This window comes from Solimonas flava DSM 18980 (assembly GCF_000426685.1).
Classification (GTDB): Bacteria; Pseudomonadota; Gammaproteobacteria; order Nevskiales; family Nevskiaceae; genus Solimonas; species Solimonas flava.
The window spans coordinates 109,205-133,591 of the sequence record NZ_AUFV01000002.1 but is presented as its reverse complement, the minus strand read 5'-3'; the positions used below and the strand labels follow the sequence as shown (position 1 = coordinate 133,591).

Here is a 24,387-nt window from a genome sequence, read left to right as displayed (position 1 = left end):
CGCGGCCGTTGCCGGCGCGCTTGAAACGGGGGACGCCGACCGCACTTGGAAAGCAACGCAACTCACGTACCACATTGGCCAAGGACACCCACCGATGCGCATGGAAAAACTGACGAGCCGCTTCCAGCAGGCGCTGGCTGACGCCCAGTCGCTCGCCGTCGGCCGCGACAACCCGGCGATCGAGCCGCCGCACCTGATGAGCGCGCTGCTCGATCAGGACGGCGGCTCGACGCTGCCGCTGCTGCAGAACGCCGGCGTCAACGTCGACCTGCTGCGCAGCAAGCTGGCGCAGGCGATCGACCGCGTGCCGCGCCTCGGCGAAGCCACCGGCGAGGTCAACGTCTCGCCCGATCTCGCCAAGCTGCTGAACCTCACCGACAAGCTCGCGCAGCAACGCAAGGACCAGTTCATCTCGACCGAGCTGTTCGTGCTTGCCGCGAGCGAGGACAAGGGCGCGGTCGGCGAAGCGCTGCGCGCCGCCGGCGCACGCAAGGAGCTGCTCGACAAGGCGATCGAAGCCGTACGCGGCGGCGCCAAGGTCGATTCAGCAAACGCTGAGGACAACCGCCAGTCACTCGAGAAGTACACGATCGACCTCACCGCCCGCGCGCAGAGCGGCAAGCTCGACCCGGTGATCGGCCGCGACGAGGAAATCCGCCGCGTGATCCAGGTGCTGAGCCGCCGCACCAAGAACAACCCGGCGCTGATCGGCGAGCCGGGCGTCGGCAAGACCGCGATCGTCGAGGGCCTCGCGCAGCGCATCGTCGACGGCGAAGTGCCCGAGTCGCTGAAGGGCAAGCGCGTGCTGTCGCTCGATCTCGGCTCGCTGATCGCCGGCGCCAAGTTCCGCGGCGAATTCGAGGAGCGCCTGAAAGCGGTGCTGACCGATCTCGCCAAGCAGGAAGGCAAGGTGATCCTGTTCATCGACGAGATCCACACGCTGGTCGGCGCCGGCAAGGCCGAAGGCGCGATGGACGCCGGCAACATGCTCAAGCCGGCGCTGGCGCGCGGCGAGCTGCACTGCGTCGGCGCGACCACGCTCGACGAATACCGCAAGTACATCGAGAAGGACGCGGCGCTGGAGCGCCGCTTCCAGAAGGTGCTGGTCGGCGAACCGAGCGTCGAGGACACGATCGCCATCCTGCGCGGCCTGAAGGAGCGCTACGAAGTCCACCACGGCGTCGACATCACCGACGGCGCGCTGATCGCGGCGGCCAAGCTGAGCCACCGCTACATCACCGACCGCAACCTGCCCGACAAGGCGATCGACCTCGTCGACGAGGCGGCGTCGCGCATCTCGATCGAGATCGACTCCAAGCCCGAGGCGCTCGACCGCCTGCACCGGCGCCTGATCCAGCTCAAGATCGAGCGCGAAGCGCTGAAGAAGGAAGAGGACGAAGGCGCCAGAAAGTCGCTCGCCGCGCTGGAAGACGAAATCGCCAAGCTCGAGAAGGAATATGCCGATCTCGAGGAAAAGTGGAAGGCCGAGAAGGCGTCGGTGACCGGCAGCGCCGGCCTCAAGGAAGAACTCGACCGCGTGCGCGTCGAGCTCGACGCGGCGCGCCGCGCCGGCGACCTCGCGCGCATGGCCGAGCTGCAGTACGGCAAGATCCCCGAACTGGAGAAGAAGCTCGCGCAGAATCCGACCAGCAGCGCCACGCCGCAGAAGTTCGAACTGCTGCGCACCAGCGTCGGCGAGGACGAGATCGCCGAAGTCGTCGCGCGCTGGACCGGCATCCCGGTTTCCAAGCTGCTCGAAGGCGAGCGCGAGAAGCTGCTGCGCATGGAAGAGGCGCTGCACCAGCGCGTGATTTCGCAGGACGAGGCGATCTCCGCCGTGTCCAACGCGATCCGCCGTTCGCGCGCCGGCCTGTCGGACCCGAACCGGCCGATCGGCTCGTTCTTGTTCCTCGGCCCGACCGGCGTCGGCAAGACCGAGCTGTGCAAGGCACTGGCCTCGTTCCTGTTCGATACCGAGGAAGCGATGGTGCGCATCGACATGAGCGAGTTCATGGAGCGCCACTCCGTGAGCCGCCTGATCGGCGCGCCGCCGGGCTATGTCGGCTATGACGAAGGCGGCTACCTGACCGAAGCCGTGCGCCGCCGGCCGTACTCGGTCGTGCTGATGGACGAGGTCGAGAAAGCGCATCCGGAGGTGTTCAACATCCTGCTGCAGGTGCTCGACGACGGCCGCCTGACCGACGGCCAGGGCCGCACGGTCGACTTCCGCAACACCGTCATCGTCATGACCTCCAACCTCGGCAGCTCGCTGATCCAGGAGATGATGAGCAAGGACGCGGGAACGCCGTCGGACTACGCCGCGATCAAGGAAGCGGTGATGGGTGTGGTCGGCCAGCACTTCCGGCCCGAGTTCATCAACCGCATCGACGAGGCCGTGGTGTTCCACCCGCTCGGCTCGACGCAGATCCGTTCGATCGCGCGCATCCAGACGCAGAGCGTGATGCGGCGCCTGACCGAACGCGGCATCGCGCTGGACTTCAGCGATGCAGCGCTCGACAAGCTGGCCGAAGCCGGCTTCGATCCGATCTACGGCGCGCGTCCGCTGAAGCGCGCGATCCAGAGCCTGGTCGAAAACCCGCTCGCGCGCCTGATCCTCGACGGCCATTTCGCCAGCGGCGACACCGTGCGCGTCGACGTGCGTGACGGCCAGCTGCAGTTCGACAAGCGCTGAACGCAGCAGCGGGCTGGCCCTCGCGCCAGCCCGCTGCGGCATCGCCGCCCAGGAGCGGCGCGCAGCCGAGCGGTAAAATCGGCCGACAAGAACAACGAAGAAGGGGAAATCCATGGCCGGTTTGCATCGCCGGACCCGGGGCGTCGTCGGTCTGGGGCTGCTGCTCGCCGGCGGTGCGGCCGCGCTGGGCGCCACCACCGCGCATGCCGATGACGGCGCACTGCCGGAAACGCTGCCGGAAATCATCGTCACCGCGCAGAAGTTCGCGCAGTCGGTCGAACAGGTGCCGGCCTCGGTCGGCACGATCGACGGCGAGCTGATCCAGCAAAGCGGCGCGACCAGCTTCCAGGACCTGCAGAGCTACGTCGGCAACGTCACCCTGTCGATCTCGCCGACCGGCGGCGACTTCTTCATCCGCGGTTTCGGCACGCTGTCGACCAACGCCGGCTTCGAGCCTTCGGTCGGCACCGTGGTCGACGGCGTGTTCTACGGCCGCTCGAACTTCCTGTCGGTGTTCTTCAGCGACGTGCAGCGCATGGAAGTGCTGCGCGGCCCGCAGGGCACGCTGTTCGGCAAGAACAGCACCGCCGGCGTCTTCAATCTCGTCACGCGCGCGCCGGCCGACCGCTTCGGCATCGGCGGCGAGCTGTTCGCCGACGACGGCGGCAGCCACGCCGTGCGGCCGATGCTCAACGTCGCGCTCGGCGACGGCTGGTCGGCGCGTCTGGTCGGCAACTTCCAGCGCGACGACGGTGCGCTGACGAACACCGATCTCGACCGCCCCGAGGTCAACGTCGACCAGGACACCCTGCGCCTGCGCCTGCGTTACGACGGCGGTCCGCTGCGCATCGACGCCGGCGGCTTCTATTCCGAGCAGAGCCTCAACGCCAACAATTTCCAGCTGACGCACGTGTCTGCGCCGATGCGCGTGCTGATGCAGCACTACGACCCCGACTTCGAGGACCGGCTCGACTTCCACAATTCGGCGAACGTACCCTCGCGCGGCGACACCGAGTTCGCCGGCGCCAACCTGAGCGTCGACTACCGGCTCGACGGCCTCTGGGACATCAGCAGCCTGACGCTGAGTTCGGTCAGCGCCTGGGGTCGCGAGGTCCTGAAAGCGCGCGACATCGACGGCGATTTCTCGCCGGTGCCGGTGATCCGCGACACGCTCAGCGCGCCGGCGCCGTTCAACCAGTACAGCCAGGAGATCCGCCTCGCCGGTCACGACGACAGCATCGCCGGCTTCGGCAACGGCATCGACTTCGTGCTCGGCGCCTACTACTACGACGCCACCTTCGACGCCAACGACCTGTTCCAGCTCGAAGACCTCGGCGCCGCCCTCGCCTACCTGACGGCGGCGCAGGCCGGCAATCCGAACGGCAACGCGCTGCTGCGACTCGGCGGCGTGCCGCTGACGCGGCTGGCGATTCCGGTCGGCCGCCTCGCCGATCTGCTCGAACCGGCGCTGCGTCCGCTGATCGGCGCGCGCCAGGCGGCGACCGTGACGCTGGACCAGCGCACCAGCACGGCGGCACTGTTCGGGCAGATGGAGTATTTCGTCATCGACCACTGGGCGGTGATCCTCGGCGGCCGCATCGGCCGCGAGCACAAGGACGGCCACTTCACGAGCACCGCCGAAGGCGCGCTGATTCCGCTGGTCGCGGACCAGCAGGACCACGACAGCCGACGCAACCGCAGCGAGAACGAGTTCTCGCCCAAGGCCGGCCTCAAGTGGCAACCGCAGCCCGACACCAACGTCTACCTGAGCTGGACGCGCGGCTACAAGAGCGGCGGCTTCAACGCCCTGCCGCTCAACGACAGGAATCTCGAATTCGAACCGGAACGCGCGACCAGCGTCGAACTCGGCACCAAGGCGCGGCTGCTGCAGGGTTCGATGCGCATCAGCGCCGCCCTGTTCAACACCGACTTCGACAACCTGCAGGTCTCGACCTTCAGCAGCGGCAGCGGCGCCGCCGCGCCGGTGTTCCTCAATGCCGCCAGCGCCCGCTCGCGCGGCGGCGAGGTCGAGCTGCACTGGCTGACGCCGCTGCCCGGCGTCGCCTTCTACGGCTCGGCCGGCTACGCCGATGCCATCTATACGCACTACCCGGACGCGCCGGCGCCGGCAACGTCGAGCCAGACCACCCAGGATCTGAGCGGCAGGACGCTGTCGAACGCGCCGAAGTGGACGGCGGCGGCGATCCCCTCGTTCACCACGCTGGGCCCCGGCGGCACGCTGATGACGGTCGCGCTCGACGTGCTCTACCGCGGCCAGCGCTACGTCGATGTCGACCTTGCCCCGGTCAAGCTGCAAGCCGCCACGACCGAGATCAATGCGCGCGTCGTGCTCGGCGCGCAGGATGGCGCCTGGACGCTGAGTCTCGCGGCCCGCAATCTCACGCAGGAGAAGTGGGTCGATCAGGTTCTGGACGAGCCCTTGGCCCCCGGCAACTACGCGGCGGCGCGCGCCGACCGCGGTCGCGTGCTGTCGGCCAATCTGATCGTCGACTTGTGAGCGGGCCGCCAGACCCATCGCGCCGGACCGATGCCGGCGTGATATGATAACGATTCTTATCTACGCCTGATTCCGGGTTTCGTCGCGATGCGCCTTTCCGAGCTTCCGCAGAACGTTGCCGCCACGGTCGCCGCGGTCGAAGACGCCGGCCCCGCCGATCCGATCGCGCGCCGCCTGCGCGACCTCGGTTTCGTCGACGGCGAGCCGGTGCGCATCGTCGCGCACGGCCCGGTGCAGCACGATCCGCTGCTCGTGCAGATTGGCTATACGCGCTTCGCGCTGCGCCGCGCCGAAGCGGCGCGCATCCGCGTCGTGCGGGAGGCAGCATGAACCAGCCAGGCTTTCCGCACGCGCTGCGCACCTGGGGCAAAGCCTGCAGCCCGGACCGGGGCCCACGTCCTTCGGACCCCCCGATCGGCGGCCATACATACCGGGCGCTTCGCGCCGCGCCGCGCGTCGTGCGGGAGGCAGCATGAACCAGCCAGGCTTTCCGCACGCGCTGCGCATCTGGGGCAAAGCCTGCAGCCTGGACCGGGGCCCGTGCCTTCGGAACCCCCGATCGGCGGCCATACATACCGGGCGCTTCGCGCTGCGCCGCGCCGAAGCGGCGCGCAGCAGCGCCGTGCAGGAGGCGGCATGAGCGCCACCGCGATGCTGCGCGTCGCCCTGGTCGGCAATCCGAACTGCGGCAAGACGGCGCTGTTCAATCAGCTGACCGGCAGCCGCCAGAAGGTCGCCAACTACGCCGGCGCCACCGTCGAGCGCAAGGAAGGCCGCGTGCTGGCGCCGTCCGGCCGCGTGCTGCAACTGCTCGATCTGCCGGGCGCCTACAGCTTCGACGCGACCAGCCCCGACGAGGCGATCACGCGCGACGTCTGCTACGGCCGCTATCCGGGCGAAGCGGCGCCGGACCTGATCGTCTGCGTCGCCGACGCCACCAATCTGCGCCTGCATCTGCGCTTCGTACTCGAAGTGCAGCGCCTCGGCCGGCCGATGGTGCTGGCGCTGAACATGATGGACGCCGCGGCCCGACGCGGCATCCGCATCGACATCGGTGAACTCGAACGACGCCTCGGCGTTCCGGTCATCGAGACCGTCGCCGTGCACCGCGGCGGCACTGCTCGGCTGGTCGAGGCGCTCGACCGTCAGGCCCTGCCGGCGCCGCCGGCGGCGCTGCCGCAAGGCGCCGATCTGCACGCCGCGGTGCGCACGCTGCTCGCCGCGACGGTGACGATGCCGACCCGCACCGGCCGCATCGACGATGCGCTCGACCGCGTCGCGCTGCACCCGGTCTGGGGTCTGACGATCCTGGCGGTGATGATGTTCATGATCTTCCAGGCGGTGTTCTCGTGGGCCGCGCCGCTGCAGGACGGCATCGAGCTCGGCGTCGCCACGCTCGGCGAGTGGAGCACCACGCAGCTGCCCGACGGCGTGCTCAAGAGCCTGCTGGTCGACGGCGTGTTCGCCGGCGTCGGCAGCGTGCTGGTGTTCCTGCCGCAGATCCTGTTCCTGTTTCTGTTCATCCTCATCCTCGAGGAGTCCGGCTATCTGCCGCGCGCCGCGTTCCTGCTCGACCGCATGATGTTCAAGGCCGGTCTCACCGGCCGCGCGTTCATTCCGCTGCTGTCGAGCTTCGCCTGCGCGATTCCCGGCATCATGGCGACGCGCAGCATCCAGGATCCGCGCGACCGCCTGACGACCATCCTCGTCGCGCCGCTGATGACCTGCTCGGCGCGCCTGCCGGTCTACACGCTGCTGATCGCCGCGTTCATTCCCGAACGCAGCGTCGCCGGCGTGTTCAACCTGCAGGGCATCGTGCTGTTCACGCTGTACTTCGCCGGCGTCGCCTCGGCGCTGATCGTGGCGACGGTCATCAAGCGCTTCCGCGGCGACAAGAGCGAGCACGCGCTGCTGATGGAGCTGCCCTCGTACCGCCTGCCGCACGTGCGCGACATCGCGATCGGCCTCAAGGAACGCGCGGTGATCTTCCTGAAGCGCGTCGGCGGCATCATCCTGACGCTGGTCGTGCTGCTGTGGGTGCTGGCCAGCTTCCCGGCGCCGCCGCCGGACGCGACGCTGCCGGCGATCGACTACAGCCTGGCCGGCAAGATCGGCCATTTCATGCAGCCGCTGTTCGCGCCGATCGGCTTCAACTGGCAGATCTGCATCGCGCTGATCCCCGGTCTGGCGGCGCGCGAAGTCGCCGTCTCCGCGCTCGGCACCGTCTACGCGATGTCCGGCTCGGACGACACCGTCGCCACCCAGCTCGGCCCGCTGATCGCCCAGCAGTGGCCGCTGGCGACGGCGCTGTCGCTGCTCGCCTGGTACGTGTTCGCGCCGCAGTGCCTGTCGACGCTGGCGGTCATCCGCCGCGAGACCAACTCGTGGAAGATGGTCGCGATCGCCACCGGCTACCTGTTCGCGCTCGCGTACGCCGCCTCGTTCGTCACGTTCCAGATCGCGAGCGCCCTGTCATGAACGCCTACCACGTCTTCGAGATCCTGGTCGTCGGCAGCGTCGTCGGCTACGCCGCCTGGAACCTAGCGTCGCGCTTCGTGCCGAAGCTGCGCCGCGGCGGCGCCAAGGGGCCGGGCTGCGACGGCTGCAGCGGCGGCAGCTGCTGCGACGCGTCGACGCCGAAGAAGGCCGAGCAGCCGATCCGCTTCCACCGCTGAGGCGGCCACCGGCAGCGCAGCGCCGCGCGAAACGGTTCGCGGCGAACTGGGGAACCTCTGAAAAGCGCATGCCTCGTCATGGCCAGGCGCCGTAGGCGACGAAGCCATCCCGCGGCGCACGACGCAACTGGCGTCTCTGGATCGCCGCCGCCGCAGCGCGGCCTCGCGGTGACGGGTTTTTCAGTGCCCCTCGCCCGCCGGCAGACGACCGAGCGGCCCCGGCCAGTTCGCCGCCATCCACGCCGCCGTCGCATAAACGGCGACGTTCTGGCGCAGGCCGGCGCGATCGAGATGATCGAGCGTGTCGGTCGCCGCGTGATGGACGTCGAAGTAGCGCGAGGTGTCCTGCAGCGGCGCCAGCGCCGGCACGCCGGCGCGCACCAGCGGCCCGATGTCGGTGCCGCCGCCGTCGTCGCGCGGACCGTCCGCCACGCCGAGCGGCGCGAGCGCGGCGAGCAGCGCGCTGCGGAACGGCTCGGCCTGCTCCGGCAGCTTGCTGCCGACGCGCCAGACCGGCGCCGAACCGACGTCCGATTCCATCGCCAGCACATGCCGATCCAGCTCGGCAGCGTGCGCCTCGGCATAGGCGCGACCGCCGGAAACGCCGAACTCCTCGTTGGCGTACAGCACGATGCGGATCGTGCGCAGCGGCTTCTTGCCGTACTTCATGATCGCCCGCGCCGCACCGGTGACGATCGCCACGCCGGCCGCGTCGTCGTCGGCACCCGGCGTGATGTCCCAGGAATCGAGATGCGCGCCGAGCAGCACGACCTCGTCGGTCTTGCCCGGGACCTCGGCGACGACCTGCGAGCTGTAGACGGCGCCGAGTTCGCGCGTGAACAGCTTGATACGCACGGTCGCGCCACCGGCGCGCACCACTGCCGACAGGCGGTCGGCCGCCTGCGGCGACAGCGCCAGCGCCGGAATCTTCGGCGCGTCGCCGTACTGCGTCGCACCGGTATGCGGCGCATCGTCGCCGGCGGTGCTGAGCGAGCGGATCAGGATCGCCGCGGCGCCGCGGCGCCCGGCCTCGGCCGGCCCGAAGGCGCGCACCGGATAGCCCTGCCCGTAACCGGAGCCGTCGCGCGTGCGCGGCATGCGGTAGTCGATGAAGACGACGCGCCCGCGCACCTGCGCGACCGTCAGCTGCTGGAGCTGTTCGAGCGACTCGACACGCACGACGTCGGCCTCGATGCCGTAGTTGTCGGTGCCGACGCTGCCGCCGAGCGCGACCGCGTTCAGCGGCAGGCTGTCGACGCCGGAGGTCACCAGCTCGACGCTGGTGGCGCCGCGCACCCAGCGCGGCAGGATCACCGGCTCGGCGTGCACGTTCTTGAGGCCGGCGGCGTCGAGCTTCTGCAGCGCCCAGACCACGGCGTGTTCATAGCCGTCCGAGCCGGCAAAGCGCGGACCGACCTCGTTGACGAGCGTGCTCGCCAGGTATTCCGGATAAGGGTCCTGCGCGATCTTGTCTTGCAGCCGCGTCACGACCGCATCGGCGGCGAACGACGGCAGCGACAAGACCCACAGCGCCGGCAGCGCCAGCGCGCGTAGCAGCTTCATGCTCGAAAACTCCTGCGCCGCGCCGTGGACGAAGTCCCGGCGCCGGCGGATGCACGTGAGATAATGGATATGCCGCGCGCTGCGCGGCGCCCGTCACTATATCCCCGCGCCGCCGAAGCGTCGTGGGTGGTTTTTCCATGGATCCGATGAATTCCGGCACCTCTCCCGCGCCCGCTCTTTCGGCCCTCCGGCCGCCCCCGCCCGAGGCCGGCGCCGTTTCGTGGACCGGCCTGCGCGGCCCGGTCGGCGCGCTCGCCGTGGCCCAGCTGGCGCGCCTGCAGCCGCGTCTCGTCGTCGCCCTCGCCGCCAGCGAGCAGCAGGCCTATCGCCTCGAGGACGAACTGCGCTTCTTCCTCGGCGACCTGCCGCTGGTGCATCTGCCGGACAGCGAGGTGCTGCCGTACGAACAGTTCTCGCCGCATCAGGAAATCCTCTCGCAACGTCTCGCCGCCCTGCACCGCCTGCCGCAGATGCGCCGCGGCGTGCTGCTGACGACGGCCGACGAGCTGATGCGCCGGCTGCCGCCGCGCGGCTGGCTGGCCGGACGCGCGTTCGACATCAAGGTCGGCGACCGTCTCGATCCGCAGGCCTTCCGCGCCCAGCTCGTCGCCGCCGGCTACCAGTCGGTGTCGGAGGTGCAGGCGCAGGGCGAGTTCGCCGTGCGCGGCGCGCTGCTCGACCTGTTCCCGATGGGCGCCGCCGAGGCCTATCGCATCGATCTGTTCGACGACGAGATTGAAACGATCCGCACCTTCGATCCGGAAACGCAGCGCAGCGAGGACAAGGTCGACGCGATCCGCCTGCTGCCGGCGCGCGAATTCCCGACCGACAAGGAAGGCATCGAGACCTTCCGCCGCCGCTACCGCGAATATTTCCCGGGTGATCCCTCGCGCTCGCGCATCTACGCCGAGGTCAGCAAGGGCCTGCTGCCGGGCGGCATCGAATCGTGGCAGCCGCTGTTCTTCGCCGACGGCACCGCGCTGCTGAGCGATTACCTGCCGGACGACGCCATCGTCGTCGCGCTCGACGCGATCGAGCCGGCGCTCGACGAGGACTGGAAGCAGATCCGCGAGCGTTTCGAGCGCTACAGCGGCGATCTCGAACGGCCGCTGATGCAGCCCGACGATCTGTTCGCGGCGCCCGCCACGGTGATGAAGGCGCTCGGCCGCCACCCGCGCGCGACCGTCGGCGGCACGCTGGAGCCGCGCCTGGGCTTTTCGGTCGGCGAGCCGCGCAGCGGCGCCGAGGCGGTGCGCGCCCAGCTCGCGGGACTCGACGCCGACGAGAAGGTGCTGTTCGTCGCCGAATCGCCGGGGCGCCGCGAGGCGGTGCTCGGCTTTCTCAAGCCGCTCGGCATCCAGCCACGCGAACATCGCGGCTGGCAGGATTTCCTCGCCGACGGCAAGCGCTACGGCATCACGCTCGGGCCGCTGCAGGAGGGCTTCCGCCTCGACGCCGACCGCCTGACGGTGATCTCCGAGGCGCAGATCTTCGGCCTGCACGCGCCGGCCGGCGAGACGCGGCGCCGCACCCGGCACCGCGTGCGCGATCCGGAAACCGTGCTGCGCGATCTCTCCGAGCTGTCGCTGGGCTCGCCGGTCGTGCACGTGCAGCACGGCGTCGGCCGCTACGTCGGCCTGCAGAAGCTCGACGCCGGCGGCATCGAGACCGAGTACCTGGTGCTCGAATACGCCGGCGGCGACAAGCTCTACGTGCCGGTCACCTCGCTGAACCTGATCCACCGCTACAGCGGCACCGAGCCGGAGCATGCGCCCTTGCACGGCCTCGGCTCCGACCGCTGGGCCAAGGCGCAGGCGCGGGCCCGCGAGAAGGCGCACGACGTCGCCGCCGAACTGCTGCAGATCCAGGCCCGGCGCGCCGCCAAGCCCGGCCTTGAACTCGAATTCGACGAGGCCGACTACGCACGTTTCTGCGAGGGCTTTCCGTTCGCGCCGACGCCGGACCAGCAGAAGGCGATCGACGCCGTGCTCGCCGACATGCGCTCGGCCAAGACCATGGACCGCGTGGTCTGCGGCGATGTCGGCTTCGGCAAGACCGAAGTCGCGCTGCGCGCCGCCTTCGTCGCCGCGCGCGGCGGCCGCCAGGTCTGCATGCTGGCGCCGACCACGCTGCTGGTCGAGCAGCACGCCAAGAACTTCGCCGACCGCTTCGCCGGCTTCCCGATCCGCGTCGCCAGCCTCTCGCGCCTGCGCTCGACCAAGGAGCAGAACCAGACGCTGAAGGAACTCGCCGACGGCAAGCTCGACGTCGTCATCGGCACGCATCGCCTGCTGCAGGACGACATCACGTTCAAGGACCTGGGCCTGGTGATCGTCGACGAGGAACACCGCTTCGGCGTCCGCCACAAGGAAAAGCTCAAGAACCTGCGCGCCGAAGTGGACCTGCTGACGCTCACCGCGACACCGATCCCGCGCACGCTGAACATGAGCCTCGCCGGCCTGCGCGATCTGTCGATCATCGCCACGCCGCCGCCGTCGCGCGTCGCGATCAAGACCTTCGTTTCGGAGTGGAGCAACCCGCTGGTCTACGAGGCCTGCCTGCGCGAGCTCAAGCGCGGCGGCCAGATCTACTTCCTGCACAACGAAGTCAAGGACATCGAGAACTTCGCGCGCAAGATCCAGGAGCTGGTGCCCGAAGGCCGCGTGCGCTACGCGCACGGCCAGATGCGCGAGCGCGAACTCGAACAGGTGATGCTCGATTTCTACCACCAGCGCTTCAACATCCTGGTCTGCACGACGATCATCGAATCCGGCATTGACGTGCCGAGCGCCAACACCATCCTCATCGACCGCGCCGACGCGCTCGGCCTCGCGCAGCTGCACCAGCTGCGCGGCCGCGTCGGCCGCTCGCATCACCGCGGCTACGCCTACTTCCTCGTGCCCTCGCGGCGCGCGCTCCATCCGGACGCCGAGAAGCGCCTGGAGGCGATCGAGACGCTCGGCGACCTCGGCTCCGGCTTCGCGCTGGCCACGCACGATCTCGAGATCCGCGGCGCCGGCGAACTGCTCGGCGAAGACCAGTCCGGGCAGATCGAGGAAGTCGGCTTCACGATGTACGCCGAGCTGCTCGAACGCGCGGTCCGCGCGATCAAGGCCGGCAAGCTCGACGACGCGCCGTTCGGCAGCGCCGTCTGCGAGATCGACCTCGGCGTCGCCAGCCTGATTCCGGACGACTACATCCCCGACGTGCACGCGCGTCTGACGCTGTACAAGCGCATCGCCGAAGCCGCCGACGACACGGCGCTGCGCGAGCTGAAAGTCGAGATGATCGACCGCTTCGGCCTGCTGCCGACGCCGGCCGAGCGCCTGTTCGACGCGGCCGACCTGCGCATCACCGCGCAGGCGCTGGGGATCGCCCGCGTCCGCGCCGGCGCGCGCTCGATCACGCTGGACTTCGGCGAGCAGCCGCAGCTGGAACCGATCCGCCTGATCAAGCTGATCCAGACCCAGCCCAAGGTCTACAAGCTCGAAGGCCAGAAGCGCCTGCACGGCTACGGCAATTTCGAGGCCGCCGAAACCCGCATCCCGGCCGCGCGCCAGCTGCTGGCGACGCTGCGCGGCTGAAGCGTCGGCTCCCGTCCGCAGCGCCGCCGGCATGGCTTACACTGCACCGATCCGCGCGCGGCCCGGCCGCACGCAGATCGCTATTCCAACCTGAACCAAGACCCGATGGCTGCCACGTTCCGCCGCCGACATTCCTTCACGGCCCTGCTGTTCGGACTGCTGGTCGCACTGCCGGTCCATGCCGAGACCTATCGCATGGACCTCATCGTCTTTCTCGACCGCTACGCGCCGACCGAGGCCGGGCGGCCGCCGCAGTTGCCGAACCTCGCCGGCGCGACGCTGCCGGACAATCCGGCGGCGCTGCAGGCGTCCGGCATCACGCTGCTGCCGGACAGCGCCTTCGCACTGCAGGACGAATGGCAGCGGCTGCGCAATTCGAAGCGCTTCCAGCCGCTGGTGCGGCTGGCCTGGACGCAGAAGGACCCGCCGGAAGCCAACGGCCCGGCGATCCGCGTGCGCTGGGGCGAGCCCGGCACCGGCGATCTCGCCCCGCTCGACGGCCGCGTGATGCTGCTGATCGTCAACCGCTACCTGACGCTCGACGCCGATCTGCAGTACACGAGCGGCAGCAGCAGCTGGACACTCGACACGCGCCGCCGCATGCGGCGCGACGAGCTGCACCATCTCGACAGCGCGCGGCTCGGCGTCCTCGCGCGCGTGACCAAGGCCGAGGGCAACTGACGATGACGCGCGTGCGCACCCTGCCGACGCTGGCGGCACTGCTGCCGGCCCTGCTGCTCGCCGGCTGCCAGTCCTGGCAGGGCAGCGAAACCGCCGAAGCCGAGGCGCCGCCGCCGCCCGCACCGGCGCCGGCCTGCGACGCTTCGCTGAAACTGCAGCCGCCGGTGCTGCGCCTGCCGCGCACCGACGCGCCCAAGCGCGTGCCGGCCGACAAGAACGCGCCCTCGGTCGACATCTCGCAGATCCATACCGTCAATCGCCCGCTGCAGGACATCGGCGTCTGGAGCGAAGCCGCCGGCGGCTGGTCGGTGCTGACGCTGCAGCTTGGCTCGGAACGGGCGCGCTCGCTCGCCGTGCGCCTGCACGACGTGCATCTGCCGAAGGGCAGCGCGCTGTGGCTGTGCTCGGTCGACGGCAAGCTGCGCCAGGGTCCGTATACGGACGCGCCGGACGGCGAACTGTGGACCACGGCACTGAGCGGCGCACAGGCCCGCATCGAGGTCTGGGCGCCAACCGCGAGCCACGGCGCGTTCAGCGCGCTGCTCACCGACGTCTACGGCAGCTACCGCTAGGCCGACGCTCCGAAGCCGACCGAGAAGTCGTGCCCCCACTGGCTGACGGCCTCGGCCTCGAACACGCTGTGCCGCTCCCAGTCGATCAGCGCGCCGCCGTAGCCGATCTCCAGCGCGAAGTCCGACGGCGTCGCGACATAAAACGAAATCACCTGATCGTTGACGTGGCGACCGAGCGTCGCCATCAGCCTGGCGCCGTGCCTGAGCATGCGGTCGTAGGCGCGCCCCACTTCATCCATGCTCGTCAGTTCGAGCATCAGATGCACGCAGCCGCTCGGCACCTCGCCCTCGTATAGCGCCAGGCTGTGATGGCGCGCGTTGGCGCAGTGCGTGAAGTAGATGCGCTTGAGCGGTTCCTGCGGGTCCTGCGTGTAGCGATGGCGATAGAAGTCGGCCAGACCGAAGCCGAGCACGTCGCGGTAGAAGGTCCAGCAGGCATCGAAGTTCGGCGCCGGCAGCACCGTGTGGCCGACGCCGAGGCTGCCGGTCACGAACGCCGGAACGCCGGCCGGCGAGACGAAGCGCCCGAAATCCGCGGCATGCCCCCAGAACAGTTCGTGGCAATTGCCCGCCGGATCCTGCAGCAGCAGCAGCGCCTGCACGCCGCGCTGCGCGCACAGCTGCGCAGCGCCGTACGCGAACGGCACGCCCTTTTCCTCCAGGACGCGCGCGGCGGCGGTGAAGGCGGCCTCGTCGGCGAGCTGCCAGCCACTCGCGACGTAGTGGTTCCGCTCGCCACGGACGATCAGCAGGCGATAGCGTCGCTCGTCGAGCTTCAGATACAGGCCGCCGTCGGGCGCGTCGCGCGCACACAGGCCGACCACATCCTCGGCGAAGCGCCGCCAGCTTTCGATGTCGGTGCTCGCGGCCACCACGTAGGCCAGTTGTTCGATCCTGATCATGGGCTTCGGCTTTCAGATGAAGAAGTCGGTGTTCTCGCGCCCCAGCAGCACGCCGCCGTAGTTGCGTTCGAAGGTGTCGGGGTTGTTGGCGTAATGCGAGCGCCCGGCATGAATGTCGAGGAAGTGCCGCACCAGCGGGCTGTCGTTGAACAGGCCGCGGGCGCCGGACGCCATGAACAAGCGATAGACCAGCTGCGCGCAGCGCTCGGACACCATCGCCGCCTGGCAGCGGTAGTGCAGCCGCGTCTCGATGTCGAGCGCTTGCTGACGGCGGATGCGTGCCTGCATCTCGGCGAAGTTGCGGCGCAGGACCAGTTTCATTTCGTCGATCGCGACCGCCGTCTCGGCGACGGCGGTCTGCACCACGGCCTGCTCCGCGGTGCGCGTGCCCATGTCGCCGACGCGCGTCCGGGCGAATTCGCGAAAGCTCTGCAGCGCGCCTTCGAGCGCGCCGATCGACGAGCTCGACACGGCGCGCACGAAGATCTGCCCGAACGGCAGCCGGAACAGCGGCGCGTCATTGACGGCCAGGCCCGGGCTGGTGCCGGCGAAGCCGTCCGCGGACTTGTGCGTGCGGTACTCCGGCACGAAGGCATCGTGCACCACCACGTCGTGGCTGCCGGTGCCGCGCAGGCCCATGGTGTCCCAGGTGTCGAGCACCTCGAAATCGCCGCGCGGCACGAGGAAGGCGCGGTACTCCGGCGCCCCGCCCGTGGCCGACGGCACCAGCCCGCCGAGCAGCGCCCACTGGCAGTGATCGACACCGCTGGAATAGCCCCAGCGGCCGCTGAAGCGAAAGCCGCCGGGCACGCGCTGCACCTCGCCCTTGGGCATGTAGCTCGACGAGATCAGCACCGAGCGGTCGTCACGCCACACGTCCTGGCTGGCGCGATCGTCGAACAGCGCCATCTGCCAGTTGTGCACAGCGATCACACCGTAGATCCAGGCCGTCGACATGCACGCCTGCGCCAGCGTCATCTGCACGTCGTAGAACACTTCGGGATCCATCTCGTAGCCGCCGTAGCGGCGCGCCTGCAGCACGCGGAACAGGCCGGCCGCCTGCATCTTGCGCACGATCTCTTCGGGAACGCGACGCTGCTGCGCGGTCTGGCGCGCGCAGGCGTCGAGCTCGGGCAAGAGATCGCGGGCGCGCTGCACGAGTTCGGCGGCGCTGATGTGTTCGATGGGTTCCTCGAAACGGCTTGCGGCTTGGTTCATCACGGTGAGTCTCCGGTCGGCGGGCGGCCTACTTATCGCCGCAGGGCGAAGACGCCAATTCACCCGAACTGACTAGCCGTCATTCGCACCGCCATGCACGTGATCGCGCCGCATCGCAGCTAAGCGCGCTTGGCGTCGAGGTTTTTTGCGTGTGCGTCGACATCTCGCGCGCGCTATCACGAGCCTGCCGTGCGTTTCATTGATCCAGGTCAGGCTCAAACAGGCCCCAAAACGCCGCTTCTCCTGCGAACAGATGAAGCTCGACCTCAAGCCGTGACACGACATTGCGCTGCACGCATCACCCGGAGTCGAACACATGGCCACTGCAATCCACACGGCGAGTTCAGCGCCGCTCCACACCATCGAAACCAAGCCCATGCCGGAGCGCTACGCGCGCGGCTGGCACTGCCTCGGACGCGCCAGCGAATTCCGCGACGGCAAGCCGCACGGCGTCAGCGCCTTCGGCACGCGTCTGGTCGTGTTCGCCGGCGACGACGGCGAACTGCGCGCGCTCAACGCCTGGTGCCCGCACATGGGCGCCGATCTGTCGATCGGTCGCATCGAAGGCGATACCGTGGTCTGCCGCTTCCACGGCTGGGGCTACGCCGGCGACGGCGCCTGCACGCACATTCCGTACAGCAAGACCATTCCGCCGAAAGCGCGCGTGCGCAGCTGGCCGACCCGGGAAGTCAACCGACTGCTGTTCGTCTGGAACGACCCGGAGCAAGAACCGCCGCCGCCGGAAGCCGACATTCCGCAGCTGCCGCAGGTCGGCGCCGCCGACTGGTCGGACTGGGCGATGTCGCGCTGGGTGATCGACAACAACTGCCGCGAGCTGGTCGACAACCTCGCCGACCTCGGCCATTTCGGTCCCGTGCACGGCTCGTCGGACGTCAAGTACTTCGCCAACATCTTCGAAGGCGGCAAGGCCACGCAGGTGATGGTCGGCATCAACGAGCGCCTCGGCGGCACGCGCAATCACCTGACCACCGTCGCCACTTACTTCGGGCCGGCCGTGCTGATCTGCGGCATGCGCGGCGAAGCCGAGGGCCTGCCGGTCGAATCGATCCTGCTGGTCACGCATGTGCCGATCGACCAGCAGCATTTCGAACTCGATTTCGGCGTCATGGTGCGCAGGCAACCGGCGCTCAGCGAAGAGCAGAACCGCGCGCTCGCCGAGCGGTACGTCGAGCTGACCATCCAGGCCTTCACCGAGGATGTCGCGGTCTGGCACAACAAGATCCGCGTCGACAATCCGCTGCTGTGCGCCGGCGATGGTCCGCTGCTGCAGCTGCGCGAATGGTACGAGCAGTTCTACACCGACCGGCGCCAGGTGCCGGCCAGGCTCGCACAGCGCCGCACGGTCGAGATCGACCTCGGTCTCGCAGACCCGCCGCCCGCCCTGCAGCACGTCTTCGGCCTGTAACCCGGCTCTCTTTCCCGTCTCAGCGTCGCCCCCGCTTCACCGGAGAAACACAGATGAACAGCACCACCGAATCCCAGGACCGTCTCGTTTCGGTCGACTCGCACGTCCACTTCACCGACGCGTGGGTGAAAGCCCGCCTGCGCAAGGACCTGCAGTTGTTATGGGACGAAGCCAACCGCAAGGCCGAGGAATACGCCGCCAAGGTGTTGCGCGGCGGTCAGAAGAATCTCGAACTGGAAGACTTCGTCGATCCGGATGCGGCCAAGGATCCCGGCCATTTCGAACCGGCGGCCAAGCTGGCGGCGATGGATCGCGACGGCGTCTACGCCGAAGTGATCTTCCCCGAACTGGCCGGCGCCAAGATCGTCAACCCGAGCCTGATGGGCCAAGACTGGAAGGAAGTTTTCCAGGGCTACAACAACGCCATGGCGGACTTCTCGTCGTATGACCCGGTGCGTCTGCTCACGGCCTATCAGCTGCCCCTGTACGACATCGACTTCGCGGTCCGGGAGGTCGAGCGTCTGGCGCGCGACAAGAAGGCGCGCTGTGTGCAGATCACGCCATTCCCCGCCGACTACGGCCTGCCGGACGTCTACGACGCCCGCTACATCCCGCTATGGAAGACCATCGAGGAAGCCGGGCTCACGGTGCTGAATCACCTCGATCTCAAGGCCGATCTGTGGAACGTGTTCCGCCGCGACCCGACGCCGCAGAAAGGCATCTTCACCGGTCTGGCCTGGACGCCGATGGCGGAAAGCATCTGCATGTGGATCCTCACCGGCACGCTGGAGAAGTATCCGAAGATGAAGGTGCTGTTCGTCGAGCCGGGCCTGGGCTGGCTGCCCTGGTTCTTCGAAACCCTGCTCGACGGGCGCATGAACCTGCACTACGAATTCCCGGGCGTGAAGCGCATGCCCAGCGACACCTTCCGCGCGCAATGCGGCGCCACCTTCATGTACGAGCCGTCCGGCCTGAAGGCGGCGTACGAGTACTTCGGCGCCGACTGCCTGTACTGGTCGACGGACTTTCCGCATCCGGCCACCTGCTGGCCGAATTCGCGCGAACAGGTGGTCCGCCAGTTCAAGGAAGCCGGCATCCCCGACGCCGACCGCCGCAAGATCACCTCGGAAAACGGCCTGCGCGCCTTCAGCCTCCAGTAGCCGCGTCTGCGCAGCGGAGATCTGCCCATGAATACCTCGACCCAGAGCGGCCGCGCCGAAATCGACGGCCGCATCTTCAATCCCTTCTCGCGCGACTTCATTCGCAACCCGGACCCGGTCTGGCAGATGCTGCTGCGCGATCACCCGATCGCCTGGCACAAGGATCTGCAGATGTGGTTCGTCAACTCGCATGCGCTGTGCGAGCGGATGCTCAAGGACAATCGCTTCACGCCGAACTATCGCGTCTGGGAGCACGCGCCGGCGCCGAAGCCGGATACCGAGAAGAACGACTTCGACCTGATGACCGACCACTCGCTGTTCATGGTCACGCCCGCCGAACACCTGCGCCTGCGCAAGCTGACGCTACCCGCCTTCGGCCGGCCGGTCATGCACAAGATCGACGCCACGATCCGCAGCCTGATCGTCGAGGCCTTCGATGCGATCGGCAGCGCCGAGGCCTTCGACGTCTACACCTGCCTTTCGACGAAGCTGCCGACCCGCGCCGTCGCACGCATGGTCGGCGTGCCGGAAAAGGACGACGCGATCTTCCACAAATTCTCGAACAGCTGCGTCCTGGCCACCCGCATCAATCTGCCGCCCCGGCAGCGCGATCAGGCGATCCAGGACAGTCTCGAAGGCTTCGCCTACTTCAAGCAGGAGATCGCGCGGCGCCGCGCCCTGCCGCACCCGGGCGAGGACTTCCTGGGCAGCCTGATCAGCGCCAAGGACGGCGACGATTCGCTGTCGGACTGGGACATCATCGCCGTGATATCGGCCCTGATCACCGCCGGCTCCGACACCGCCACGGACCTCTATTCGTACCTGATCTATGCGCTGCTGCGGCATCCCGATCAGTACGAGCTGCTCAAGAAGAAGCCGGAGCTGATGGAGAACGCCATCCTCGAAATGCTGCGCTGGAGCGCGTTCGGCAAGCTGCCGTTCTTCCGCTTCGCCGCCGAGGACATCGAGTTCGACGGGCAGCCGATCCGCAAGGGACAGGCGATCTGCGTCAATCTGACCGCCGCCTGGCACGACCCTGCGAAGTGGGTGCAGCCGAACGAAGTGCAGATCACGCGCAATCTCGACGGGCATCTGATCTTCGGCGCCGGCGCGCACTTCTGCATCGGCACCTATCTGGCCCGCACGCAGGCCGCCATCACCCTGCAGGAATTCATGCGCCGCTTCCCGAACGCGACGCTGAGCAACGGCGATGGGGACGTCGAGTACGACTACCAGCACCACAACGCCCGCCGCATCGTCCGCCTGAACGTGCAGACCGGTCTGCAAGCCCTGCGCAAGGCTTCCTGACCGGCCGGACCCCGCGCCGCAACGCAAAAGGCGGGCGCCAGGGCCCGCCTTTCTTTGCGTCACCGCGCCATCCGGCCCGCAGCGCCGGTTTCGCGGCCCTCAGGCCAGCGCCGGCAAGAGCTGCCCGAGCACGGCGCGCACCCTGACCATGCCGGCTTCGATCGACTGCGCGATCTCGGCGTGGATGTCGCCGACGCCCTGCACGCCGGCACCCCAGTTCACCGACACCGCGAGGCAGGCGTAGTCGAGTCCCAGCTCGCGGGCCAGCGCGGCCTCCGGCATGCCGGTCATACCGACCATGTCGCAACCGTCGCGCGCGCAGCGGCGGATCTCGGCAACCGTTTCGAGCCGCGGCCCCTGCGTCACCGCCAGCACGCCTTCGCCGGCGAGCGGCGTCGCCGCGCGCGCGGCGGCCTCGATCAGCGCGCGGCGCAACGCCGGCGCGTAGGGCTCGGCGAACTCGGCATGCTGCAGCGTCGATCCCGGACGGCCGTCCGAATAGCTGTGCTCGCGGCCCCAGGTGTAGTCGACGAGATCCGCCGGCACCGCGATCTCGCCCGGCTTGAACCACGGCGCGATGCCGCCGACCGCGGCGATCGCGATCACCGACTTCACGCCGGCCTGATGCAGCGCCCACAGATTGGCGCGGTAGTTGATCGCGTGCGGCGGGATCTTGTGGCCCTCGCCGTGGCGCGCGAGGAAGATCGCGCGCGTGCCGTAGACGCGCCCTTCGAGCAGCGGCGCGCTGGCCGGCCCGTACGGCGTGTCGACCACGAGGCGGCGCTCGATGTCCAGGCCCGGCCACTGGTTCATGCCGGTGCCGCCGATCACTGCGATGTTCGTGCTCATCAATCCGATTCCTGCCGGCCGGGTCAAGGCCGGGCCGCGTCTCACATGCCCTTGACGGCGTAGATCGCCGGCAGCTGGCGCCAGTATTCCTTGTAGTCCATGCCGCAGCCGAACACGTAGCGGTCGCCGACTTCGAGGCCGATGTACTCGGCCTGCGCGCCCGGCGCGCAGCGGTCGTGACGCTTGCGCAGCAGCACGGCGATCGCCAGCGAAGCCGGCTCGAACTGCGTCAGCGCGGCGCGGATCGCCGCCAGCGTGTGGCCTTCGTCCAGAATGTCGTCGATCACCAGCACGTGACGGCCGCTCAGCTTCTCGGGCTTGGGCTGCACTTTCCAGACCAGGCCGCCGCCGGTCGTCGCGCCGCGGTAGCGGCTGGCGTGGAAGTAATCCATCTCGAACGGGAAGTTCAGGCGGCGCGTGATCTCCGCCATCGCGTACAGGCCGCCGTTCATCACGCAGTGGATGACCGGGTTGAGCTTTTCGTAGCGCGCCGTGATCTGCGCGGCGAGTTCGTCGTAGGCCTTGTCGACGGCGCCGGCGTCATGCAGCACGTCGGCCTCGTCGAGCACGGTCAGTGCTTCCTGATAGAGATCGGTCATGGGGTTCCCCGGCCGTGGCGGCCATAGAGCTTCTTGAGTCGCGCCGACGCGGCGCGGTCCGGTGACACATCCTGGGCCAGCGCGTCGATCAGCCGGATCGCCGCGGCGCGATCGTTGCAGACCGGCAGCATATCGTTGCCGACCTCGAGCGCCAGGCGCGCGCGCGCCTCCATGTCGCCGACGACGGCGGCGCCGCCCATCGACAGGTCGTCGCAGAAGATCGCGCCGCGAAAGCCGAGTTCCTGGCGCAGGATGTCGTGCACCCAGCGCTTCGACAGCGAGGCCGGCTGCGTATCGACGCTGGTGTAGCGCACGTGCGCCATCATCAGCGATTCGATGCCGTCGCCGATCAGGGCTTTGAACGGCATCAGCTCGGTCGCGCGGATCTCCTCCTCGCGGCGGCGGTCGACCGGCAGTTCGTGATGCGAGTCGGCGGTGACGGCGCCGTGCCCCGGAAAATGCTTGCCGGTGGCGGCGAGCCCCTCGGCGTTGAGGCCGGCGCGGAACGCGCGCGCCAGCTCGACGATCACCTCGCTGCGATCGCCGAACGCGCGGTCGCCGATGATCTGGCTGAGGCCGTGGTCGATATCGAGCACCGGCGCGAAGCACAGGTCGATGCCATAGGCGGACAGCTCGCGGCCGATCGTCTCGCCCTGCAGGCGCGCCTCGGCCAGCGCCCGCACCGGCTTCTCGGCGTAGAGCTGGCCGAGCGTGCGCATCGCCGGGATGCGCGTGAAGCCGACGCGGAAGCGCTGCACGCGGCCGCCCTCGTGGTCGACGGCCAGCAGCAGGCGCTGGCGCGGCAGCGCGAGCAGATCGTCGCACAGTTTCTTCAGCTGCTCCGGATCGCGGTAGTTGCGGGTGAACAGGATCACGCCGCCGACCAGCGGGTGGCAGAGCAGTTCGCGATCCTCGGCCGTCAGCTCGAGGCCGCCGACGTCGATCATCAGCGGGCCGAGCAGCCGGCTGCGCGTCCGCGACACCGCGCGGCTGGGAGTGTTATTCGTGGAGCTCAACTTCGGTACCTGCAGGAACAAGATCGAACAATTCGATGACGTCTTCGTTGCGCATGCGCACGCAGCCGTGCGAGGCCGGCTGGCCGAGGCGCTCGACGTCCGGTGTGCCGTGCACATAGATGTAGCGGCGGAAGGTGTCGACGCAGCCGAGGCGGTTGCGGCCGCGCTCGCAGCCGGACAGCCAGAGGATGCGCGACAGGATCCAGTCGCGGCCGGGATGGTGCGCATGCAGCGCCGGCGACCAGACTTCCCGCGTCCAGCGCCGCGCGCGCAATACCGCGCCGCTCGGCAGGCCGGCGCCGATCCGGGCGCGCACGATATGGCGGCCGCGCGGCGTGCAGCCGGAGCCCTGGATCTCGCCGGCGCCGTTGGCGCCGGTCGAGACCGGATACTCGCGCAGCAGCACGGCGCCGTCGTAGAGACGCAGACGCTGCGCGCCGATGTCGACGTCGATCCTCACGCGCGCTCGGCCGCCGGCCAGCTGGCGTACGGATGCAGCGCCAGGTAGTGGTTGTAGTAGCGGCGATCGTCGGTCAGCTCCCGGCCGAGCCAGGCGGGACGCGCGAACGGCGCGTCCACCGCCGGCAGCTCGATCTCGGCGACGACCAGACCGGCGTTGTCGCCGACGAACTCGTCGATCTCCCACACCGTGCCCGCCGGCGCGCCCGATGCCGGCACGTAATGGCGGGTCTTCTCGACGCGGCCGACGCACAGCGTGGCGAGGATCTCGCGGCACTCGTCGGGCGGAATGTCGTATTCGTACTCGGCGCGCGCACTGCCGACGACCGCCGCCTTGATGTTGAGCTTGGCGTCGTCGCCTTCAAGGCGCACGCGCACCGAAGCCTGGCCTTCGCGCGTCAGATAGCCCTGGCGCATGTCCAGCGAGCGCGTCACCGCGGCCCGCCAGGCATCGCCGACGACGAGGAATTTACGTTCGATTTCGAGCGGCATCAGTTCAGTACTCCGACCATGATGGCTTGGGTAAAACTTTCGTTTCGCGCTATCGCGCGCCTCACTTTTCTTTGCTTGTGCAAAGAAAAGTAAGCAAAAGAAAGCACACCCCTGGGGCCGCACTTCGCTGCGCGAAGTGCCCTGTGCTGCTCACGTGCTCGGGACCGTCGCCGACGCGGCATCCCTGCCGCGGCGGCGACTTGGCCGGCCGTCCTGGCCGGCCATTCCCTGCGCGCGCTGCGCTGCTCGGTGCGGCCCAAGGGGACCCGAACGTCAACGGCAACGGCAGAGTGTGGCGGCGAGGAGGCTTTGCTGTTTTCTTTTGGGTCCCCTTTGCGCAGCGCCGAGAAGCGCAGACGGTCCGGGGTTGTCCGGCGCTGACTGTTTGAGCGGTGCGCAGCACCGCGAGTTTCAGCGCCGGCCGGACCGGCGAGCATCGCAGGGTGAGCCGGGGGTTTGCGGATGTCCGGTGGACATCCGCCCCGGCGAACGCCCGAGCTACTGCGAGGGCCGGCGCGTAAGCCAGGGGTGTGTTTCTCTTGCCTACTTCTCTTTGCACAAGCAAAGAGAAGTAGGGCGCGCGTCAGCGCGAAACCAAAAGCCCGATCAAGCAACGCGTCAGAAGAACGAGCATCTGCGGCGCCAGACGCGAGCCGCGACCACGCCCCGCGCC

Annotated in this window: 20 protein-coding genes; 12 read left to right on the top strand and 8 right to left on the bottom strand. The window is 68.8% G+C overall.

Annotated features, from left to right (window positions below; all coding sequences use genetic code 11):
- Positions 1-94 precede the first annotated feature (94 nt).
- The 6 genes from clpB (at position 95) to K343_RS0103280 (ending at position 7,885) form a co-directional block, all read left to right on the top strand.
- Positions 95-2,692, top strand: a complete 2,598-nt coding sequence (clpB, locus tag K343_RS0103300) for an ATP-dependent chaperone ClpB (protein ID WP_028006844.1) — start codon at positions 95-97, stop codon at positions 2,690-2,692.
- A gap of 112 nt (positions 2,693-2,804) precedes the next feature.
- Positions 2,805-5,210, top strand: coding sequence for a TonB-dependent receptor (locus K343_RS0103295; protein ID WP_028006843.1), 2,406 nt, complete (start codon positions 2,805-2,807; stop codon positions 5,208-5,210).
- Between the two features lie 87 nt (positions 5,211-5,297).
- Positions 5,298-5,540: a FeoA family protein gene (locus K343_RS0103290; RefSeq protein WP_028006842.1), complete on the top strand. Its 243-nt coding sequence runs from the start codon at positions 5,298-5,300 to the stop codon at positions 5,538-5,540.
- Positions 5,541-5,682: 142 nt separating this feature from the next.
- A complete protein-coding gene (locus K343_RS24310) occupies positions 5,683-5,850 on the top strand; it encodes a hypothetical protein (protein ID WP_154662429.1) in 168 nt (55 codons plus the stop codon).
- Positions 5,847-7,688, top strand: a complete 1,842-nt coding sequence (gene feoB / locus K343_RS0103285) for a ferrous iron transport protein B (RefSeq protein WP_028006841.1) — start codon at positions 5,847-5,849, stop codon at positions 7,686-7,688. Before K343_RS24310 ends, feoB begins: the two co-directional genes overlap by 4 nt.
- On the top strand, positions 7,685-7,885 hold the full coding sequence (locus K343_RS0103280) for a hypothetical protein (protein ID WP_028006840.1): 201 nt from the start codon (positions 7,685-7,687) through the stop codon (positions 7,883-7,885). The genes feoB and K343_RS0103280 overlap by 4 nt, the downstream gene beginning before the upstream one ends.
- A gap of 180 nt (positions 7,886-8,065) precedes the next feature.
- On the opposite strand, the gene K343_RS20780 is transcribed toward K343_RS0103280, so the two are convergent.
- Positions 8,066-9,448 (bottom strand): M20/M25/M40 family metallo-hydrolase, encoded by a 1,383-nt coding sequence (locus K343_RS20780; protein ID WP_043112086.1) that lies wholly within the window; start codon positions 9,446-9,448, stop codon positions 8,066-8,068.
- A gap of 137 nt (positions 9,449-9,585) precedes the next feature.
- Between K343_RS20780 and mfd the strand changes: the two genes are divergently transcribed.
- From mfd to K343_RS0103260, 3 genes are all read left to right on the top strand, one after another.
- Positions 9,586-13,032 carry a transcription-repair coupling factor gene (gene mfd / locus K343_RS0103270; protein ID WP_245585109.1) on the top strand — a complete coding sequence of 1,149 codons (3,447 nt, stop codon included), beginning with the start codon at positions 9,586-9,588 and terminating at the stop codon, positions 13,030-13,032.
- Between the two features lie 105 nt (positions 13,033-13,137).
- Positions 13,138-13,713 (top strand): CsiV family protein, encoded by a 576-nt coding sequence (locus K343_RS0103265; protein WP_028006838.1) that lies wholly within the window; start codon positions 13,138-13,140, stop codon positions 13,711-13,713.
- 2 nt (positions 13,714-13,715) lie between these two features.
- On the top strand, positions 13,716-14,285 hold the full coding sequence (locus K343_RS0103260) for a hypothetical protein (RefSeq protein ID WP_028006837.1): 570 nt from the start codon (positions 13,716-13,718) through the stop codon (positions 14,283-14,285).
- On the opposite strand, the gene K343_RS0103255 is transcribed toward K343_RS0103260, so the two are convergent.
- The gene (locus K343_RS0103255; protein WP_028006836.1) at positions 14,282-15,187 is read right to left on the bottom strand and encodes a VOC family protein; all 906 of its coding nucleotides are present in this window, start codon (positions 15,185-15,187) and stop codon (positions 14,282-14,284) included. The two genes, K343_RS0103260 and K343_RS0103255, sit on opposite strands and share 4 nt — an antisense overlap.
- Before the next feature lie 12 nt (positions 15,188-15,199).
- The gene (locus K343_RS0103250; RefSeq protein WP_051277902.1) at positions 15,200-16,405 is read right to left on the bottom strand and encodes a flavin-dependent monooxygenase; all 1,206 of its coding nucleotides are present in this window, start codon (positions 16,403-16,405) and stop codon (positions 15,200-15,202) included.
- A 316-nt stretch (positions 16,406-16,721) separates the two neighbouring features.
- Here K343_RS0103250 and K343_RS0103245 point away from each other — a divergent pair, with 316 nt between their 5' ends.
- Genes K343_RS0103245 through K343_RS0103235 form a run of 3 tightly spaced genes read left to right on the top strand, consistent with a single transcriptional unit; the run spans position 16,722 to position 20,299 of the window.
- Positions 16,722-17,831, top strand: a complete 1,110-nt coding sequence (locus tag K343_RS0103245; RefSeq protein WP_043112085.1) for a 3-ketosteroid-9-alpha-monooxygenase, oxygenase component — start codon at positions 16,722-16,724, stop codon at positions 17,829-17,831.
- A gap of 53 nt (positions 17,832-17,884) precedes the next feature.
- Positions 17,885-18,991: an amidohydrolase family protein gene (locus K343_RS0103240; protein ID WP_028006833.1), complete on the top strand. Its 1,107-nt coding sequence runs from the start codon at positions 17,885-17,887 to the stop codon at positions 18,989-18,991.
- A gap of 27 nt (positions 18,992-19,018) precedes the next feature.
- Complete coding sequence (locus K343_RS0103235) at positions 19,019-20,299, top strand: cytochrome P450 (protein WP_028006832.1); 1,281 nt, start codon at positions 19,019-19,021, stop codon at positions 20,297-20,299.
- Positions 20,300-20,398: 99 nt separating this feature from the next.
- On the opposite strand, the gene K343_RS0103230 is transcribed toward K343_RS0103235, so the two are convergent.
- Genes K343_RS0103230 through K343_RS0103210 form a run of 5 tightly spaced genes read right to left on the bottom strand, consistent with a single transcriptional unit; the run spans position 20,399 to position 23,714 of the window.
- Positions 20,399-21,148 (bottom strand): S-methyl-5'-thioinosine phosphorylase, encoded by a 750-nt coding sequence (locus K343_RS0103230; protein ID WP_028006831.1) that lies wholly within the window; start codon positions 21,146-21,148, stop codon positions 20,399-20,401.
- Between the two features lie 41 nt (positions 21,149-21,189).
- Positions 21,190-21,747 carry a hypoxanthine-guanine phosphoribosyltransferase gene (locus tag K343_RS0103225; protein WP_028006830.1) on the bottom strand — a complete coding sequence of 186 codons (558 nt, stop codon included), beginning with the start codon at positions 21,745-21,747 and terminating at the stop codon, positions 21,190-21,192.
- Positions 21,744-22,763, bottom strand: a complete 1,020-nt coding sequence (gene nagZ / locus K343_RS20775) for a beta-N-acetylhexosaminidase (protein ID WP_245585108.1) — start codon at positions 22,761-22,763, stop codon at positions 21,744-21,746. Before nagZ ends, K343_RS0103225 begins: the two co-directional genes overlap by 4 nt.
- Positions 22,747-23,223 carry a L,D-transpeptidase gene (locus tag K343_RS0103215; RefSeq protein ID WP_028006829.1) on the bottom strand — a complete coding sequence of 159 codons (477 nt, stop codon included), beginning with the start codon at positions 23,221-23,223 and terminating at the stop codon, positions 22,747-22,749. The genes nagZ and K343_RS0103215 overlap by 17 nt, the downstream gene beginning before the upstream one ends.
- Complete coding sequence (locus K343_RS0103210) at positions 23,220-23,714, bottom strand: CYTH domain-containing protein (RefSeq protein WP_028006828.1); 495 nt, start codon at positions 23,712-23,714, stop codon at positions 23,220-23,222. Before K343_RS0103210 ends, K343_RS0103215 begins: the two co-directional genes overlap by 4 nt.
- Between the last annotated feature and the right edge of the window lie 673 nt (positions 23,715-24,387).

Excerpts from the sequence above, each read along its gene's own strand:
- clpB (WP_028006844.1), top strand. The coding sequence starts at position 95 with ATGCGCATGGAAAAACTGACGAGCCGCTTCCAGCAGGCGCTGGCTGAC.
- K343_RS0103295 (WP_028006843.1), top strand. The coding sequence starts at position 2,805 with ATGGCCGGTTTGCATCGCCGGACCCGGGGCGTCGTCGGTCTGGGGCTG.
- K343_RS0103290 (WP_028006842.1), top strand. The coding sequence starts at position 5,298 with ATGCGCCTTTCCGAGCTTCCGCAGAACGTTGCCGCCACGGTCGCCGCG.
- K343_RS24310 (WP_154662429.1), top strand. The coding sequence starts at position 5,683 with ATGAACCAGCCAGGCTTTCCGCACGCGCTGCGCATCTGGGGCAAAGCC.
- feoB (WP_028006841.1), top strand. The coding sequence starts at position 5,847 with ATGAGCGCCACCGCGATGCTGCGCGTCGCCCTGGTCGGCAATCCGAAC.
- K343_RS0103280 (WP_028006840.1), top strand. The coding sequence starts at position 7,685 with ATGAACGCCTACCACGTCTTCGAGATCCTGGTCGTCGGCAGCGTCGTC.
- K343_RS20780 (WP_043112086.1), bottom strand. The coding sequence starts at position 9,448 with ATGAAGCTGCTACGCGCGCTGGCGCTGCCGGCGCTGTGGGTCTTGTCG.
- mfd (WP_245585109.1), top strand. The coding sequence starts at position 9,586 with ATGGATCCGATGAATTCCGGCACCTCTCCCGCGCCCGCTCTTTCGGCC.
- K343_RS0103265 (WP_028006838.1), top strand. The coding sequence starts at position 13,138 with ATGGCTGCCACGTTCCGCCGCCGACATTCCTTCACGGCCCTGCTGTTC.
- K343_RS0103260 (WP_028006837.1), top strand. The coding sequence starts at position 13,716 with ATGACGCGCGTGCGCACCCTGCCGACGCTGGCGGCACTGCTGCCGGCC.
- K343_RS0103255 (WP_028006836.1), bottom strand. The coding sequence starts at position 15,187 with ATGATCAGGATCGAACAACTGGCCTACGTGGTGGCCGCGAGCACCGAC.
- K343_RS0103250 (WP_051277902.1), bottom strand. The coding sequence starts at position 16,405 with ATGAACCAAGCCGCAAGCCGTTTCGAGGAACCCATCGAACACATCAGC.
- K343_RS0103245 (WP_043112085.1), top strand. The coding sequence starts at position 16,722 with ATGGCCACTGCAATCCACACGGCGAGTTCAGCGCCGCTCCACACCATC.
- K343_RS0103240 (WP_028006833.1), top strand. The coding sequence starts at position 17,885 with ATGAACAGCACCACCGAATCCCAGGACCGTCTCGTTTCGGTCGACTCG.
- K343_RS0103235 (WP_028006832.1), top strand. The coding sequence starts at position 19,019 with ATGAATACCTCGACCCAGAGCGGCCGCGCCGAAATCGACGGCCGCATC.
- K343_RS0103230 (WP_028006831.1), bottom strand. The coding sequence starts at position 21,148 with ATGAGCACGAACATCGCAGTGATCGGCGGCACCGGCATGAACCAGTGG.
- K343_RS0103225 (WP_028006830.1), bottom strand. The coding sequence starts at position 21,747 with ATGACCGATCTCTATCAGGAAGCACTGACCGTGCTCGACGAGGCCGAC.
- K343_RS0103210 (WP_028006828.1), bottom strand. The coding sequence starts at position 23,714 with ATGCCGCTCGAAATCGAACGTAAATTCCTCGTCGTCGGCGATGCCTGG.